Origin of the sequence: Bradyrhizobium sp. BRP22, assembly GCF_020194175.1 — a bacterium.
Classification (GTDB): Bacteria; Pseudomonadota; Alphaproteobacteria; order Rhizobiales; family Xanthobacteraceae; genus Bradyrhizobium.
Map to the genome: position 1 here is coordinate 153901 of NZ_JADYVX010000010.1, position 15444 is coordinate 169344.

Here is a 15444-nt window from a genome sequence, read left to right on the forward strand (position 1 = left end):
TGGTCTTCAGATCTCCAAAACGACATATTGCTTGTCGATCGTGACCTGAAACGTTTCGGCGCGCAGCTCGCCTTCGATCAGCGCGCCTCCGGATTCGACCTTCAGCTCATAGCTCCGCACCCTGGTGCGATCAGGCTCGCACCACGACCGCCCGGTTCGCAGATCGAATTCCCAGCCATGCCACGGGCACCGCAGCAACTCGCCACGGCGGCTGTATTGATAGTCGCCAGGCCCTGTCGCCTCGACGAGCCCGACGATACGGCCCTTGCACAAGGATGCCCCTTCATGCGGGCAACGATTGGCGACGGCGAAATACTCGCCCTCGACATTGAAGATGCCGATCTCGCGTCCATTGACCTGGACCAGCAGGCGCTGGCCCGGCGGGATCTGATCCACGGTCGCAACCACATGCCGCGCCATCAGTCCAACCTGTAGAACTTGCGGGCATTCTCGTAGAGAAGCTGCTCGCGCTGGGCTTGCGTGAGGTTGGCGCGAAACGCGTAGCGCGGATCGTCGAAATCCCAATGAGGGTAATCGGTAGAGAACAGCAGGCGGTCCCAGCCGATCCGGTCGAACAGATCGATCAATTCGGCTGACGTCGCCGGTTCTTCCATCGGCTGCGTGCTGAACCACACCTGCTCACGCACATATTCCGAAGGCGGCTTCCTAACGTGGGGAACCTCGCTGCGCAGGCGCGCCCAGTGCTTGTCCATGCGCGCATTGAGCGATGGCACCCAGCCGAGGCCGCCCTCCATGATGACGACGCGCAGTTGAGGAAAGCGCTCCAGGACGCCTTCGAACACGAGACTGGCCACGACCGCCTGCATGGTCTGGGCGACTGAGTGATGTTCCTCCATGTAGTAGGATGTCCATCCTCCGCCGGTCGACGGATGGCCATTGGTGCCGCCGACATGAATCGTGATCGGCAGGTTGTTACGCACGGCCGCCTCATAGATCGGCCAGTAGCGCCGGCGGCCGAGCGGCTCATCTGTCTTGGGCAGGATCAGGATCTGGGTAAAGTTGGGATCGCCTCCCCTGGCGTCGATCTCGGCGACGGAGGCAACCGTATCCTCCTGGGCAACCAGCACCGAGGCCCGCAACCGCGGCTCCTGCTTCACCCAGCGCTCGACCTGCCAGGTGTTCATCGCGCGGGTCAATGCGGCGCCAAGGTCGAGATTGCGCTGGCTCCCGGGATTCCAGCGCAGGGGAATCAACATGCCTACCTCGATCCCGTTCGGATCGAGGTGCTGCTTCCTCATCAATTCAAGGCTCGATCCCGGCGGTCCGCCCTCCTCCGGATAGGCATCGATCCTCGCGGCGTCGGGCGACATGCGCGGGTGCGACAGCGCCTCGGAGAAGGCGTGGCGCAGGTGGCTGCCATAGACCGACAGATGCTCGATCCACCGCGCCTCCAGATAGGGATGCACCTCGGTCCAGGACGTCATCGCCGGATGGATGTCGCAATCGATCACTCTCAGCTTGTAGCTCGAAGCTCGTGGCCGCTCGAGTTCGATGGTGCTCATGGCACAGCCTCCACGATCCGACCGGCCCTGGCCAATCGCGAGTAAGTCGCAAGCGCATTTTCACTGGCGATCTTGCGGAAGAACGCATCGGAGAGCCCGCCGGACAGGACCGCATCCCCGTCGAATTGCCAATGCGGATAGTCTGTCGAGAACAGGAACAACTCGTCCGACTTGATGTGATCTGCGAGCCGCATGATAGCCTCGCCCTCGTCCGCCGCATCGACGGGCTGCACGGTGAATCGCACGTGATTGCGGATGATCTCCGATGGCGTGCGCGTGACCCAGGGGACCTCGGCGCGGACACCCTTCCAGGTCTTGTCTGCGCGCCAGATGAACCCACTCAGCCATGTCAGGCCAGACTCGATCGCAACGACCTTGAGCCGCGGAAATTTCGCGAATACCCCTTCGGATATCAGGCTCTGGAGCTGGCTCTCGAACGCCGCGGATTGCGCCACATAGTCCTCGACATAGTAGGACGGCCACCCGACTGCGGTGGGAGCATATCGATAGGCGCTTCCCGCGTGAATTCCGATCGCCAGGCCCAGGCGCTCGGCGCGCTCGTAGACGGGCCAGAGGTGGCGTCGGCCAAGCGTCGTTTCGCCGGACGCCAGCATGAGCACCTGCACGAAGCGGACGTCCTCGGCACGGCGATCGATTTCCGCCACCGCAAGCTCCGCGCTGTGCGACGGGATCACGATCGAGGCGCGGAGCCGCAGATCGTGATTGAGCCAGTGATCCCTGATCCAGTCGTTGGTCGCTCGGCAGAACGCAGCCGCCATGTCTTCGCTGTGAAGGACCTGCGCGCCGTAGAGGCAGTTTAGAATTCCATAGCGCGGTCGAAACCGATCGAGCACATGGTCTTTCATCGCTTCGAGCGAGGAGCCCGCCTTCGCACCGTCCGGGAGAAGCCAGTCTGGACGACAGGACAGTGGCGAGTTTTGCGGATAGCTGGTCAAGCTCAGATTGAGACGATCAAGCGCGCGCACAGAGGCCATCTCGCGCCAATAGTCGTTCAGATATGGCAGGAGGACGCCCATCCCGGGCACCGCCGGATGAAGGTCGCAATCGATCGCGCCGGCATACGTCCTCGCCTGATCAAGACCAGCGACCAAGCCGTTTCCTTCCATGTCGCTCTCGCCACTTTTTTCTTGGAATTGGGAGATTGGCCCCTATGTTGATACGTCAATAAATGTTTTGTCAAGAAATTTGATCTGGATCAATGCGCTGCAAAAAACCGGACTTGGGACGAAGTCCATTGGCCAGGAGATCTTCGAAAATGCCGGCGACCAAGAAACTCGAGAGGGAGAAAGCTTCGGACGAGCGCTCCCGGATTGCCGGAATGCTGGCGCGTGAGCATGTCGCCGTGCTGGTGTCGACCATCGGCATGCGCCTCAATAGAGGTGCGACTGCGTATTATCGCTCTGTCTGGAATATTGGCGCGGTCGAATGGCGCTTGATAATGACCCTTAAGAGTATCAGTTCGCTCAATGTAAGCGAGCTGTCGGACGCTGCAGATATAGATAAGGCCGCCGCAAGTCGAAGCTTGGCGATCTTGGAGGAGCGTGGGCTCGTGTCGGTAGAGCAAACACGGTCGCGCGGCAGAGCTGCGATCGCCAAGCTAACGGCCGAAGGTCGAAAATTCGCCGCCAAGTTGACAGAGGTTTCGCGCGAACGAGACGCGCGACTTTTTAGGGAATTCAGCCCACCCGACAAGGAGAGATTACGCGACCTCCTGCATCGGTTGTCACGCTCCCTGGAAAAGGCCGATTGGGAGCATTGACTGCGGCCAACGCTCTCTCCAGTCAGACGGTCGATCGCTTCGCCGTTCGCCTTCACGAGAGCGAACCACGGTCGGGCTTCGCGCCGCGTCGCAAAATTATCGGTCAATCCAGACCCGCGGATGGCAGATGTATCGCTACTCGAAGCCCTCCTAGTGGGGACTGGTCCAAAGTAAGGAATCCAGCGTAAAGTTCGGCGAGCTCGCGCGTGATCGACAGGCCGAAGCCAAATCCGGGAGAACTTTCGTCGAGCCGTTGGCCGGTCTGCATCGCCTGCGACATCTGCTCCGGCGAAAGCCCCGGTCCATCGTCCTCGACGACGAGAACGACACTTCGCGTCTCTTCGCGAGATCCGACTACGACCTTGCTGCGGCACCAGAAGAAAGCGTTCTCCAGCACGTTTCCCAACATTTCGTCGACGTCTTGCTGTTCGCAGGTCACCACGAGACCGGCCGGTATGTGATTGACGAAATCGATCGCCTTGTCGGCGTTTACTTTGCCGAGGACGAGGCCCAGATCCGCGACGCGTGGCGCGATCGCCGTTCTGGTCCGAACCGGACCCCCGAGCGCGGCCGACCGGGCACGCCCCAGATGATGGCGGATGCGCCGGTCCATCAGCACGACGAGACCATGAAGATCTTCGGAGCCAGGAGGCTGCTTCTGCAGGGCGATCGCGAGCGTCGCGAGCGGCGTTTTCAGGCCGTGCGCTAAATTCGAGACGTGTTTGCGCGCCCGCTCCAGGTTGGTGGCGTTCTGGATCAGCAACGCGTTGAGCTCGGCGGCCAACGGCCGCACCTCGCTCGGCTGAGCGTCGGGCACATTGTCGCGCAGTCCCGCTCTCACGTCGGCTACGGCCTGACGCAGGCGTTCGAGAGGCCGCAATCCCAGGCGGACCTGGATCAGCATGGCGCAGATCAAAGCGATGCCGAGCACGCCGAGCGACAGCGCCAATGTGCGCATCGCTTCCCACAACGGTCCGAGCACCGCGTCTCTCGGAGCAGAGGCCACGATCGTGGCCGGAGTACCGGACACCGACACACTCAAGATGCGGAAGTGAAGCATGCGGTCGTATGGTCCCTTGCCATCGGCAGGCACCGGGCGTTCTCGCGGAGGCGGATCGTCGTCTGTCGGTGGACGCGGTGGCGGAGGCGGCAAGGGCCTGTCGCGGATGTCGGGCGGGGTCAGATCCGCTCCATCGAGCGACCGGGACCGCAGGACGTTCTTCGGTCCGGAAATCTGCCAGTACCAGCCATGTCGGCGTCGGTCGAAAGGCGGGCCGTCGGCAGATCCCGCGAGACGCACGTAGCCGCCTCCATCAGCTTCAAGCATGGAAGCCAGGAAGAGGATCTGGGCGTCGAGCCTCTGATCGATCTGGCCCTGCACGAAACGATGCAGCACGAAGGATATCAGGATCGCGGCGACGATCAGCGCGGCGGTAATGAATACGCCGGCTCCGATCATGAGGCGCCGGCCAAGCGAAGCGTTTTGGCTCATCATCGGGATCCCGAGTTGAGCTTGTAGCCGCGGCCCCTTTCGGTCTCGATCAGCGCCTTGCCGACCTTGCGGCGGAGCCTCGCGACGATGACTTCGATGGAATTCGAATCCGTCCCGACGTCACCTTCGTAGACCTTTTCCGACAAGACGCCGCGCTCGACTACGGTATCCTTGCGCAGGATCAGGCATTCGAGAACGCGCCATTCGAGCGCGGTCAGCTTCAAGTGCAGTCCATCGAGCTCGAACACGCCGGTCTGGGTTTCGAAGCTGAGAGGCCCGCACGAAATGCGTGGCGCGGCGTGCCCGGAGGCGCGACGGACCAGCGCGCGCAGGCGCATGATCAATTCCTCGATCCGGAACGGCTTGGTGAGATAGTCATCGGCCCCGGCCTTGAACCCGTCCACCTTGTCGGTCCAGCCGTCGCGCGCGGTCAGGATCAGCACCGGCAGATCCCGGCCGTGCTTCCGCCAACCGCGCAGGACCTCGACGCCGGGCACTTTGGGCAGTCCCAGATCGAGCACGGCGGCATCGTAGGATTCGGTTTCACCGAGGTGCTGTCCGTCCTCGCCGTTGGCAGCGATGTCGACCGCAAAATTCTCCTCGCGCAGGGCACGGGCGATCTCATGCGCAAGCAGGCGATCGTCTTCGACCAGAAGAATCTTCATTCGGCTTACACCTCGGACCGGAACTAGGCGCCCAAGCTTAACTCAACCTGAACGGAACGGTTCAGGCTGGATTGGGGACAGTGCTCCTAGGCTCCGCTCATCGCAATCGATGAAAGGAGCGTCCAATGACCGGAAGTGATGCACACAGCGAAGCGAGCACATCGCTGCCTGAACGCCGGCAAGTCCGGCATCGTGGCGTGTTGGCAGGGGTCGCACTTGCCGTGCTCGTCGCCGGCGCGGCTGCAGGCGCTGGCGGCCTTCGAGTTGCCCAGAATTGGCAACCGCGAAGCGTCATGCTGCTGCAGCCGACCGCGATCGACAGGTTGCAGCCCGGCGGTCCGTCCGCCCTGAGAGGCAACGTGGCCGAAATCTTCGGCAACGTGTTCGTCGTTGACGACGGCAGCGGCCGCGCACTGATCGATCTCGGACCGCGTGGACAGAACGCCGACATCGTCACGAAGGGAGAGACCGTTACGGTGCAAGGCGTGTTCGACCAGGGGATCGTTCACGCTCAGATCGTCTCACATGCGGACGGCCGTACCGAAGCCTTCGGTCCTCCGCCGCCTCCACCTCGCGGAGCGCCGCCTTCACCCCCGCTGGCCGATGCTCCGCCGCCACCGCCCTCTCCGGGAGCGCCACCGCCGCCGCGGGCGGACGCACCGCCGACCCCGGGACCCAAAGCGCCGTAAGCAAATCACGAATGGATCGAAATCAGGAGACCAGGACGTCCGAAGAACGGATCAAGTTGTCGCCCCGTCGCAAGCCCAAGCATTTCGAAGTGAGGGCCGGCGAAATGGCGAGACCTACGAATTGCACGTGGAATTGACTGGACGGATCCGAAAGGCCAGGCCGGTGGGCAACGGACACGAAGCGGCTTGAAGGCTTGGAGCTGCGACAGACGCGGGCCTGGCCAGCCGCAGTCTGCAGTGGTCGAAGAAAAACGGGCCGAAGCCGGAAGTCAGCCGGCTCGGGTTCCAAAGGACCGGGCCGAGTGGGCAGATAGTTCAATCAAGCATTGGGAAACAATGTGTCGAATTCACGGGATGGGACTCCGTTGCGGCTCGTGCAAGCCGGCATCTTCCTCATTTCGCGTTTCTGAGGAGGAACGCCGGTGACCACACACACCGCAGGTCGAGAGAGCGCGCTTCGCCCGCTGCTCGCCCTGAACTTCTTCATGGCGGACATGCAGGCTGGCATCGGCCCGTTCCTGGGCGTGTTTCTGCTCGCTCACGGCTGGCAGAGCGGCTGGATCGGGACGGTGATGACAGCGGGTGGCGTCGCCGGGATGTTGATGACGACGCCGGCCGGGGCCCTGATCGACGCCACGCGCAGCAAGAAGCTGTTCGTCATCATCCCCAGCATCTGCACGGTCGTCGCGTCCAGCATCGTGCTGCTGTCGCAGCAATTCTGGCTTGTGGCAGCCTCGCAGGTCGCGACCGCGATCGCGGGCGCCGCGATCGGTCCAGCCGTCGCGGGCATCACGCTGGGTATTGTGAGCCAAGCCGGATTCAATCGGCAGAACGGCCGTAACCAAGCCTTCAACCATGCCGGCAACATGGTCGGCGCCGGACTTTCCGGATTCGTCGGTTGGGTGTACGGCTTCACGGCCGTGTTCTGGCTCGCCGCGGTCTTCGGCGTCCTCTCCATCGTTTCCGTGCTCACGATCCCGAGCGCTTCCATCGACGACGACGCAGCCCGCGGCCTCGAACGCGAGAGCAACGACGACAAGCGCGCCAGTGGGCTGCAGGTGCTGATCGAATCGAAGCCACTGCTGATCCTCGCCGCAGCTCTGCTGTTCTTCCACCTCGGCAATGCGGCGATGCTTCCGCTCTACGGATTGGCCGTCGTGGCCGACAAGCAGGCCGACCCCGCGAGCTTCGTCGCCATGACCATCGTCATCGCCCAGGGCACCATGATCCTGACCTCGGTCGTTGCGATGCGGATGGCCGAAAACGAAGGCTACTGGCCGGTCCTGCTGGTGTCGTTCATGGCCTTGCCGGTCCGAGGTATCATCGCGGCGTGGCTCTTGAACAGGTGGGGCGTTTACCCGGTGCAAATTCTTGACGGCGTCGGTGCCGGGTTGCAGAGCGTCGCGGTGCCGGGGCTCGTCGCGCGCATCCTCGACGGCACGGGGCGGATCAACGCTGGCCAGGGCGTCGTCATGACGGTGCAGGGCATCGGCGCTTCGCTCAGTCCGGCGATTGGCGGCTGGATCGCGCAGGAGTTCGGATACGGGGCGATGTTTCTTATCCTCGGCGGCTTCGCCTCGGTCTCGGTCGCGCTGTGGAGCGTCTTCGCTTCGTTGCTGAAGCCCGCTTGTGCGGCAAAATCCGAGCTCCCACCGGCTGGAATGGTTCCAAGCGTCGTGGGTATCGTCTGATGTTCAGTAACAACGCCGCGACCTGGGGTATCGCGGGTCTTGCGACCGTGGGCGTCATCGTCCGTCCGTGGAACTTGCCGGAATACATCTGGGCGGTGACCGGCGCCGTGTTGCTGATCGCCTTCGACCTCTTGCCGTGGCGGGACGCCGTTGCGGCCGCCGGAAAGGGCACGGACGTCTATTTTTTTCTGATCGGCATGATGCTGCTGGCCGAGGTCGCACGGAAAGAGGGCCTGTTCGAGTGGCTCGCTGAACAGGCCGTCAGGCATTCGCGCAACTCGGCGTCCCGGCTGTTTTCGATCGTCTACGCTGTCGGTACGCTGGTCACTATTTTCCTGTCGAACGACGCCACCGCGGTCGTGCTGACGCCCGCGGTCTACGCCGCGACCCGTACCGCGAAAGTCGAACCGCTGCCATACCTATTCGCCTGCGCGTTCATCGCCAACGCCGCCAGCTTTGTGCTGCCGATCTCGAACCCGGCGAACCTCGTGTTGTTCGGCACGCGGATGCCGACGCTGCTGGAGTGGATGCACTATTTCCTGCTGCCGTCGATCGCAGCGATCGCGGCGACCTTCATCATGCTCCGGATCAGCCTGCGCGATAGCCTGTTGGGCGGCGTCGATGGCCGCGACGGAGAGCGGGGCGTCCTGACGAGGAACGCCGCGATTGTCGCCGCCGGCATCGGCGTGACGGCGGTGGTTCTCCTCGCCGCATCGGCTTTCGGAATGGACCTTGGAATACCGACCTTCGCCTGCGGTGCGGTGGTCACCGCGATCGTTCTCCTGCTCGGCCGCAAATCGCCGCTCTCCGTCGCGCGGGATATCTCCTGGTCGGTCCTGCCTCTCGTCGCCGGGCTGTTCATCCTGGTCGAGGGTCTCAATCGTACCGGCGTCCTGCCGGCGCTCGCCCAGGAACTCAAGCGAACGGCGGCTCTTTCGCCGCATGCAGCGTCCTGGGGAGCCGGCATCGTCACGGCGATCGGCTCCAACCTCATCAACAACCTGCCGATGGGACTCATCGCGGCGACCACGACGCAAGCCGCACAGGCGTCTCATCACATCACCGCCGCAGTTCTGATCGGCGTCGATCTCGGACCCAACCTTTCGGTCACCGGCTCGCTCGCGACGATCCTGTGGCTGATCGCGCTGCGGCGCGAGGGTGAGCAGGTAGGTGCGCTTCGCTTTCTGCGGCTCGGCATTCTGGTCATGCCGCCGGCATTGATACTTTCGCTATTTGCACTCTCGCTGATTGCGGCATAAGAGCGGTTGCTCAAGCGACACGTCTGCACCACGACCAGCCGATCGCCGGGCCCCGGCGATAGCCGAGACCTTCGATTGCTAGAGACAGTGATCTCGGCGAAGACTCAAGGTCTCTTCGCCGTCAAGGCACGCTGCACGGCGGCCTTCATGCGTACCGCCGGGAGCAAAAGAGGGCGGAAAATCGCAGTTTGGCGTACGAAATCGAGAAACACGGCGCGTGCTTGACGGCGCCCCGTTGGTGACGGCGCCGACGGGTCGCCCGATCGTGATGGACGGCGAGATCGTCCGCATGCCGGGCGGTTCGCCGCTCCGGGTCAACAGCGACCCGCTCGAGCTCAGCGCCGATGGACGCTATCTCTATTTTGGCAGCCTGCATGGGCCCTGGTCGCGCATCGAGACACGGCTGCTCGACGATCCCGGGATTTCCGCATCCGAACTCGCGAGCAACGTGGAAGCCTGGGCGGATCTCCCGCCGGTTCGGCGGAACGGCGATGGCCCCGGACGGAACGCTCTATTTCACTGATCTCGCCAATGAGGCGCTAAAGAAGCGCGCGCCCGACGGCACGATCACAACCGTCGTTCAGTATCCGGGCCTCCATTGGGCCGATGCGCCTGCGCTCGCGGGCGGCTTCATCTGGCTGCCCGTTCCGCAACTCGACCGCTTGCCGCTCTTCCACAAAGGTACGTCGAAGGTCGCGTGGCCTATCCGTGTGTGTACCGAAAACCTTGTCCGAGTTGATGATGTGACGGATTCGGCTAAGCTGGCGGGATGATCGGGCTTCTTGGTTTCGTGCTGGCCGTCGTGACCTCGCCGTTCAAGTCGAGGTTGCAGCGTGAAGCTGAGAACGCGGCGCTGCGACATCAGTTGATGGTCTTGCGGCGGAGACTGCAGGGTCGCGTCCGGCTCACGAACCATGATCGCTGGTTCTTTGTCCAGCTGTATCGTTGGTTTCCATCAATCTCGTCCGTCCTCACGCTCGTCCGCCCCGAGACCCTCGGGCGTCGGCACAGGACTGGTTTCGCTGCTACTGGCGTTGGAAGTCACGGTCTTCGGGAGGCCGACCGCAGATCGACACCGAGCTGCGCGTGTTGATCCGGCGGATCAGCATCGAAAATCCGCTTTGGGGCGCGCCGCGCATCCACGGCGAACTACTGAAGCTCGGGTTTGAGGTCGCGCAGTCGAGCGTCGCTAAGTATATGGTCAGGCGACACGGGCCGCCCAGCCAGGGATGGCGGACGTTCTTGCGCAGCCACGCGCCGGACATTGCCGCCATGGACTTGTTCGTCGTTCCAACGATCGTTTCGAGCTGCTCTATGCTCTCGTCATCGTCCGGCTCGATCGCAGAGCCCTCGTTTGGATCAACGTCACAGCACATCCGACGGCCGAATGGGTTGCACGTCAAATCACGGAGGCATTTCCCTGGGATGACGCTCCGCGCTACCTCATCCGGGATCACGACCGGATCTATAGCAGCGTCGTCACGCGCCGAATGCGCTCCATGGGCATCCGCGACAGGCCTACTGCACCGGCCTCGCCGTGGCAGAATGGAGTTGCCGAACGGTTGATCGGATCGATCCGCCGCGAGTGCTTAGATCACATCATCGTCTTTGGTGAGACGCATCTACGACGGATTTTGCGATCCCACGCACGCTATTACAACGACATCCGAACGCACCGGTCGTTGGACAAAGACGCGCCGGTTGCTCGCCCGGTTCAGCGGACCGGAAGCATTCAATCACACGCCATCCTTGGCGGACTTCACCACCACTACGTCCGAGCTTAGGTTTTCGGTATAGACAGCCGGTCTTTCGAAAGCGAAGCGAACGAAGGCTGCCGCGCGACGCCCATCGGGCGAAGGCGGGCTGTTCGGCCGCGCGCAACGACCAGGCAGGCCACCCATCATCTCGGGAAGGACTGCCGCAAGGTCGACGCCGCCCCCGCTCCCGACCAAAATATCGAAAACAACCCCATGCAAAGTAGAAAAGGCGGCCGCCGGCGAGGATGCCGGCGACACCGCACCATCTGACACGTCGGACAAATCAGCGGCATTATTCCATCATCGCTCATTGCTCCCACCAACTACCGCTCCACATTCGATCTGACTACGGTTCTCCTTTTTGATCGTAGATTCGGCGACGTTATCGCAAACTGCGGTGTTTACGCTCTGCCATTGATCTCATAATGACCCGGCACGCATTTGTAGCGCTCGATTCGCCAGCTCGAACGGTAGACCGGATGTTCGTTCATCCACTTCGCCAGGGGGGCTTGTGCGCCTTTGATACAGTGTTGAAATGTGATCTCCGGCGTCATGTTGCTATCGGTAACGATCTCCTCGACGCAGCTGCCCACAGCGAGACCGCTTAGATGGCAGAGAACGGCGGCGACGGTCACGAACATGCGAGCGACACCCCTTACCGCTGGTTCACGGCAGCGAATTGCATGAACAAGCGATAGCTAATCACCATAGTATTGCTTCGCCGGGCGCAGGAACCACCCACGCGGCGAAGCAGCCTCATTCCGGTTCGCTACTTCCGGACGGCGCACGCATACATATTGATTTCCAAACCGACGGCGATTTCGACGATCTTCGGGGTCTTCCAGGTCATTTCATCTCCTCCTTAGGGTTAGACGGCCGTTTACTTGCCGATGCAGCGCAAAGAAATTGCGAGGACCTGGGTCCTCGCAGTCAGGGAGAAATCCCCCGCCGAACCGCGCTGCTATTGGCTCCGGCGAAGCTCGGCTCAAAGCATTTGATGGTCGATAACACGTCCGCAAAACTTTGTAATCGCGATCTTGGTAGTAGACGCCGGTGCGGTAACGCATTGATTCCGAACAATCCTTATTGACGTTCCGTACAAGAGCCGCGCGGCGTCGATCGATTCACCGGCGGAAAAACGCGGCCGGAAGCGTCGTTGAAAAGCTCGCCGCCATTGTCGCGCCGACTGCGGCCCGATCGGGCATGCGGGCAGACGGACCAGCGCAAAGAGCCATGTCGATTCCGCTGCGCTCGTCCTCAAAAAACAACAAGAACCCAAGAAACCACAACAACATGGCGGCGAAGCGCGATCGTCAATTGCACTACTACCTTCCGCCTATACTGAGTCCGAAACCGCGGTGCTGTAATCTCACACGATGGATCGCAGACAGACTGCCCATCGGAAAGCGCGAAGCGCACGGCGTCCAACGAAGACGCGCAGACAACATCGCGGAGGGAACAGATGATGTTAGGAAGTAGAGGCTTCTTGGCCGGCATTTCAATGGTCGCCATGCTGGCTGCAGGTACCTTTGGCGTTCGCGCGAACGACTCGTTGCTGAAGGCTCAATCCGAGGCGGGGCAATGGGCGGTGGCCGGGCACGACTACGGCAATACGCGCTTCAGTCCCCTCAAGCAGATCAACGCAGAGAACGCCGGCAAGCTGTCGCTTGCCTATTCGTTCTCGCTTGGATCACTACGCTCGAACGAAGCGTCGCCGATCGTCATCGGCAATACGCTCTATGTTTCGACCTCGTGGGGTCCCAAATATGTTTATGCGCTTGACGCCGCGACCGGCGCGCGCAAGTGGACCTACGAGCCGGAGATTCCCGATGACGTGCTGCAGTACGCCTGCTGCGACGTGAACAATCGCGGCGTCGCATACGCCGACGGCAAGCTGTTTGTCGGGCGGCTCGACGGCAAGCTGACTGCGCTTGACGCGGCGACCGGCAAGGCGCTCTGGACCACGAAAGTGGTCGACTACAAGCAGGGCTCGGTCATCACCTCTCCCCCACTTGTTGTTCGCGACAAGGTCATCACCGGGTTTGGCGGCGGCGAGTATGGTGTGCGCGGGGCGCTGCTGGCCTTTGACATCAACACCGGCAAACAGGTCTGGGAGACATTCACTGTTCCTTCGCCTGAAGAACCCGGCGGCGACACCTGGAAGGGCGATAGTGCGAAGCACGGCGGTGGCGCCGCCTGGCTCGTCGGCTCCTACGATGCCAAGAGCGACACGGTTTACTGGGGCACCAGCAATCCCGCTCCCTGGAACACGGCGGTCCGGTCGACCGGCAATGGCGATTTCGGCAAGCTGACCAACCTCTACACGGCGTCAACGCTCGCGCTCGACCCGAAGACCGGCAAGATCAAGTGGCACATTCAAACCACGCCGGCCGACGCCTGGGACTATGACGGCGTCAACGAGGCCATCCTTGCCGATCTCAAGATCGGCAACAACACGGTTCCCGCACTTCTCAAGGCGGATCGCAACGGCTTCTTCTTCGTAGCCAACCGCGAGACCGGCAAGGTCCTTTCGGCAGAAAAGTACGTCTTCACGAATTGGGCCGAGAAATGGGACACGACCACGCTGCGCGCTGTCGAGAATCCCGATAAGCGTCCCGGCCCCGGCCATCCCGCGAAAGACATTTGCCCTAATCTGATCGGCGGCAAGAACTGGCAACCGATGTCGTACAATCCGCAAACCGGTCTCGTCTACATTCCCTCCAATAATGTTTGCATGGACTGGTCGGTCAGCGACGTCACCTACAAGCGCGGCGTGTTCTATCTCGGCGCCGAATTTCCGACCAAGGAAGGCCCTGGTGGTTTCCTTGGTGAACTCGTGGCATGGGATCCGGTGAAGAACAAGAAGGTCTGGTCCATCAAGGAAGACCTGCCGTTCAATGGCGGCACCCTCACCACCGCCGGAAATCTTGTCTTTGCCGGCGATCTTCACGGCGACTTCCGCGCTATCGATGCCAAGACCGGCAATATCCTCTGGAAGCGCAACCTCGGCTCCGGTATCGGCGCGGGTCCCATCACCTACATGGTCGACGGCAAGCAGTATGTCGCCGTTGTCATAGGCCGCACGGCTGCGATCCCGGCGTTCCTGGGTGAGGTCGGCAAGAAGATAACCGCAGCAGCCCCCGAAGGCGGCTCGCTGTTCGTGTTCGCCGTCCAATAAGCCAGCCTCGGCGTGCGCGGTCCAAATCTCGGAATACGCACGCCGCCTTGAACAGAATGCTTCCCGGCAGCAGGCTGAGCGAGTGCTGCCGGGCGCTATTCCAACCGTGCCCAACCATCCACAGGGAGCCCGAGGATGCGTCCAAGCCGTCCTGGTATCGACAAGGAGTGCCGTGGCCTACGCCGTGCCCGCGCCTGTGCAGGAATTCTTGCCCTCGCTGCCACGTTGACCGGATTGGCTGGACCAAGCCGCGGGGCTGAGGCGGAGCCCTTCCGCCTTTGTGCCGACCCGACAAACCTGCCGTTCTCGAGCGACGATCCGTCCCAGCCCGGTCTCTATGTCGAGATCGGCCAAGCTCTGGCGCAGGCGCTCGGCCAGCCCATCACCTACGACTGGTACAAATCCTATTTCGGCAAACGCACCGTGCGCGTCACGCTGCTCGGCAAGCAATGCGACGCCATGATCGGCCTACCGCTCTCCGACGATTTCATGGGCCCCGCCGTGATCTTTTCCAGGAAACTCGGAACGGAAGGCTATGCCCTGGTGGCAAACACCAACCAGGTGATCGGTGGAATCGGCGACCTCAAGGGCAAGCGCGTTGCGGTGCAATTCGCAACCACGCCGCAAAATCTCCTGGCCGAGCGGGACGACATCGAAAAGGTCACGGTTCTTTCGCCCGACGAAGGCATGAAGGCGCTTGATCAAGGCAAGGTCGATGTCGCCTTCATCTGGGGGCCGGTTGCCGGCTGGCTGAACAAGACCACCTATGGTGGCCGCTATCGGATCCAGACCACCGAAGGCGAAGGCCTGTCGTGGGACACCGCCGTCGGCTTTGCCAAGACGTCAAAGGATCTACGCGATCGCGTCAACGCCGCTCTGCCGCAACTCGAACGCACGATTGCGGAGCTTTCGGTCAAATACGGACTGCCGGGCGATCGCGCGATCCGGTTTACCGGCGCATCGGCTGTCACCAGACAGGCGTCCGATGAGCCTGCAGCCGAGAAAAATGACGGACCTGCTCAATCGCTCCACGGCACGGTTGGGACCGGACCAGGTGTGGTGAAGGTCGCGAACGCGGCTCCGCCTGAGGCGAAGGCCGATTCCGCCACCGCGCGCCCCGAGACGGTAAGCAGTGGAAAGGAGATCTTCAACGGAACCTGCGCCCATTGCCACGGCCCCGACGCGGTACAAAGCGAGCGACGCATCGACCTCAGGCTCCTCAATCACCGCTACGGCGACGATATGCGCACGAAATTCTGGACGACCGTACAAGAAGGCCGTCCGGCCAAGGGGATGCCTGCCTGGAAAGACGTATACACAGACGACCAGTTCGAGAGCATCTATGCCTTCCTGCTGACAGTCCAATCGCAATCCAACGACTGATCGATCCGGGCCGGACGCAAATGGGGA

At 62.1% G+C, this 15444-nt stretch carries 17 protein-coding genes; 10 read left to right on the top strand and 7 right to left on the bottom strand.

What is annotated here, in order from left to right; genetic code table 11:
- Positions 1-6 precede the first annotated feature (6 nt).
- The 3 genes from I6F35_RS15885 to I6F35_RS15895 are packed head-to-tail and all read right to left on the bottom strand — an operon-like array spanning position 7 to position 2635.
- The gene (locus tag I6F35_RS15885) at positions 7-420 is read right to left on the bottom strand and encodes a Rieske (2Fe-2S) protein (RefSeq protein WP_225118623.1); all 414 of its coding nucleotides are present in this window, start codon (positions 418-420) and stop codon (positions 7-9) included.
- On the bottom strand, positions 420-1523 hold the full coding sequence (locus I6F35_RS15890) for an amidohydrolase family protein (RefSeq protein ID WP_225118624.1): 1104 nt from the start codon (positions 1521-1523) through the stop codon (positions 420-422). Before I6F35_RS15890 ends, I6F35_RS15885 begins: the two co-directional genes overlap by 1 nt.
- Complete coding sequence (locus tag I6F35_RS15895; RefSeq protein ID WP_225118625.1) at positions 1520-2635, bottom strand: amidohydrolase family protein; 1116 nt, start codon at positions 2633-2635, stop codon at positions 1520-1522. Before I6F35_RS15895 ends, I6F35_RS15890 begins: the two co-directional genes overlap by 4 nt.
- A 164-nt stretch (positions 2636-2799) precedes the next feature.
- Between I6F35_RS15895 and I6F35_RS15900 the strand changes: the two genes are divergently transcribed.
- Positions 2800-3303 carry a MarR family transcriptional regulator gene (locus I6F35_RS15900; protein ID WP_225118626.1) on the top strand — a complete coding sequence of 168 codons (504 nt, stop codon included), beginning with the start codon at positions 2800-2802 and terminating at the stop codon, positions 3301-3303.
- 103 nt (positions 3304-3406) lie between these two features.
- Here the strand turns inward: I6F35_RS15900 and I6F35_RS40490 are convergent, their stop codons facing one another.
- Complete coding sequence (locus I6F35_RS40490; protein WP_225118627.1) at positions 3407-4396, bottom strand: sensor histidine kinase; 990 nt, start codon at positions 4394-4396, stop codon at positions 3407-3409.
- A 156-nt stretch (positions 4397-4552) separates the two neighbouring features.
- Between I6F35_RS40490 and I6F35_RS15910 the strand changes: the two genes are divergently transcribed.
- Complete coding sequence (locus I6F35_RS15910; RefSeq protein ID WP_225118628.1) at positions 4553-4822, top strand: hypothetical protein; 270 nt, start codon at positions 4553-4555, stop codon at positions 4820-4822.
- On the opposite strand, the gene I6F35_RS15915 is transcribed toward I6F35_RS15910, so the two are convergent.
- Positions 4795-5460 carry a response regulator transcription factor gene (locus tag I6F35_RS15915; RefSeq protein WP_225118629.1) on the bottom strand — a complete coding sequence of 222 codons (666 nt, stop codon included), beginning with the start codon at positions 5458-5460 and terminating at the stop codon, positions 4795-4797. The two genes, I6F35_RS15910 and I6F35_RS15915, sit on opposite strands and share 28 nt — an antisense overlap.
- Before the next feature lie 125 nt (positions 5461-5585).
- On the opposite strand from I6F35_RS15915, the gene I6F35_RS15920 reads away from it, so the two are divergent.
- The 6 genes from I6F35_RS15920 to I6F35_RS15945 all read left to right on the top strand — a co-directional run bounded on the left by I6F35_RS15920 (position 5586) and on the right by I6F35_RS15945 (position 10883).
- The gene (locus tag I6F35_RS15920; RefSeq protein WP_225118630.1) at positions 5586-6149 is read left to right on the top strand and encodes a hypothetical protein; all 564 of its coding nucleotides are present in this window, start codon (positions 5586-5588) and stop codon (positions 6147-6149) included.
- 422 nt (positions 6150-6571) lie between these two features.
- Positions 6572-7840: an MFS transporter gene (locus I6F35_RS15925; RefSeq protein ID WP_346283168.1), complete on the top strand. Its 1269-nt coding sequence runs from the start codon at positions 6572-6574 to the stop codon at positions 7838-7840.
- Positions 7840-9099 carry an arsenic transporter gene (locus I6F35_RS15930; protein ID WP_225118631.1) on the top strand — a complete coding sequence of 420 codons (1260 nt, stop codon included), beginning with the start codon at positions 7840-7842 and terminating at the stop codon, positions 9097-9099. The genes I6F35_RS15925 and I6F35_RS15930 overlap by 1 nt, the downstream gene beginning before the upstream one ends.
- Before the next feature lie 217 nt (positions 9100-9316).
- On the top strand, positions 9317-9622 hold the full coding sequence (locus I6F35_RS15935) for a hypothetical protein (RefSeq protein ID WP_225118632.1): 306 nt from the start codon (positions 9317-9319) through the stop codon (positions 9620-9622).
- Positions 9591-9872: a hypothetical protein gene (locus tag I6F35_RS15940; RefSeq protein ID WP_225118633.1), complete on the top strand. Its 282-nt coding sequence runs from the start codon at positions 9591-9593 to the stop codon at positions 9870-9872. Before I6F35_RS15935 ends, I6F35_RS15940 begins: the two co-directional genes overlap by 32 nt.
- A gap of 456 nt (positions 9873-10328) precedes the next feature.
- Entirely contained in the window at positions 10329-10883 is a 555-nt protein-coding gene (locus I6F35_RS15945; protein ID WP_225118634.1) for a transposase, read from the top strand.
- A 374-nt stretch (positions 10884-11257) separates the two neighbouring features.
- Here the strand turns inward: I6F35_RS15945 and I6F35_RS15950 are convergent, their stop codons facing one another.
- Together I6F35_RS15950 and pqqA are read right to left on the bottom strand one after the other, a co-directional pair.
- Positions 11258-11497 (bottom strand): hypothetical protein, encoded by a 240-nt coding sequence (locus tag I6F35_RS15950; RefSeq protein ID WP_225118635.1) that lies wholly within the window; start codon positions 11495-11497, stop codon positions 11258-11260.
- Positions 11498-11625: 128 nt separating this feature from the next.
- On the bottom strand, positions 11626-11706 hold the full coding sequence (pqqA, locus tag I6F35_RS15955; protein WP_212420750.1) for a pyrroloquinoline quinone precursor peptide PqqA: 81 nt from the start codon (positions 11704-11706) through the stop codon (positions 11626-11628).
- A 636-nt stretch (positions 11707-12342) separates the two neighbouring features.
- On the opposite strand from pqqA, the gene I6F35_RS15960 reads away from it, so the two are divergent.
- Both I6F35_RS15960 and I6F35_RS15965 read left to right on the top strand, forming a co-directional pair.
- Complete coding sequence (locus tag I6F35_RS15960; RefSeq protein WP_225118636.1) at positions 12343-14034, top strand: PQQ-dependent methanol/ethanol family dehydrogenase; 1692 nt, start codon at positions 12343-12345, stop codon at positions 14032-14034.
- Between the two features lie 135 nt (positions 14035-14169).
- Positions 14170-15417: a transporter substrate-binding domain-containing protein gene (locus I6F35_RS15965; RefSeq protein ID WP_225118637.1), complete on the top strand. Its 1248-nt coding sequence runs from the start codon at positions 14170-14172 to the stop codon at positions 15415-15417.
- Positions 15418-15444: the final 27 nt, after the last annotated feature.

What these genes read in the sequence shown, in the direction of transcription:
- I6F35_RS15885 (WP_225118623.1), bottom strand. Translation starts at nt 420, where the DNA reads ATGGCGCGGCATGTGGTTGCGACCGTGGATCAGATCCCGCCGGGCCAG.
- I6F35_RS15890 (WP_225118624.1), bottom strand. Translation starts at nt 1,523, where the DNA reads ATGAGCACCATCGAACTCGAGCGGCCACGAGCTTCGAGCTACAAGCTG.
- I6F35_RS15900 (WP_225118626.1), top strand. Translation starts at nt 2,800, where the DNA reads ATGCCGGCGACCAAGAAACTCGAGAGGGAGAAAGCTTCGGACGAGCGC.
- I6F35_RS15910 (WP_225118628.1), top strand. Translation starts at nt 4,553, where the DNA reads ATGTCGGCGTCGGTCGAAAGGCGGGCCGTCGGCAGATCCCGCGAGACG.
- I6F35_RS15915 (WP_225118629.1), bottom strand. Translation starts at nt 5,460, where the DNA reads ATGAAGATTCTTCTGGTCGAAGACGATCGCCTGCTTGCGCATGAGATC.
- I6F35_RS15920 (WP_225118630.1), top strand. Translation starts at nt 5,586, where the DNA reads ATGACCGGAAGTGATGCACACAGCGAAGCGAGCACATCGCTGCCTGAA.
- I6F35_RS15930 (WP_225118631.1), top strand. Translation starts at nt 7,840, where the DNA reads ATGTTCAGTAACAACGCCGCGACCTGGGGTATCGCGGGTCTTGCGACC.
- I6F35_RS15940 (WP_225118633.1), top strand. Translation starts at nt 9,591, where the DNA reads ATGGCCCCGGACGGAACGCTCTATTTCACTGATCTCGCCAATGAGGCG.
- I6F35_RS15945 (WP_225118634.1), top strand. Translation starts at nt 10,329, where the DNA reads ATGGCGGACGTTCTTGCGCAGCCACGCGCCGGACATTGCCGCCATGGA.
- I6F35_RS15950 (WP_225118635.1), bottom strand. Translation starts at nt 11,497, where the DNA reads ATGTTCGTGACCGTCGCCGCCGTTCTCTGCCATCTAAGCGGTCTCGCT.
- pqqA (WP_212420750.1), bottom strand. Translation starts at nt 11,706, where the DNA reads ATGACCTGGAAGACCCCGAAGATCGTCGAAATCGCCGTCGGTTTGGAA.
- I6F35_RS15965 (WP_225118637.1), top strand. Translation starts at nt 14,170, where the DNA reads ATGCGTCCAAGCCGTCCTGGTATCGACAAGGAGTGCCGTGGCCTACGC.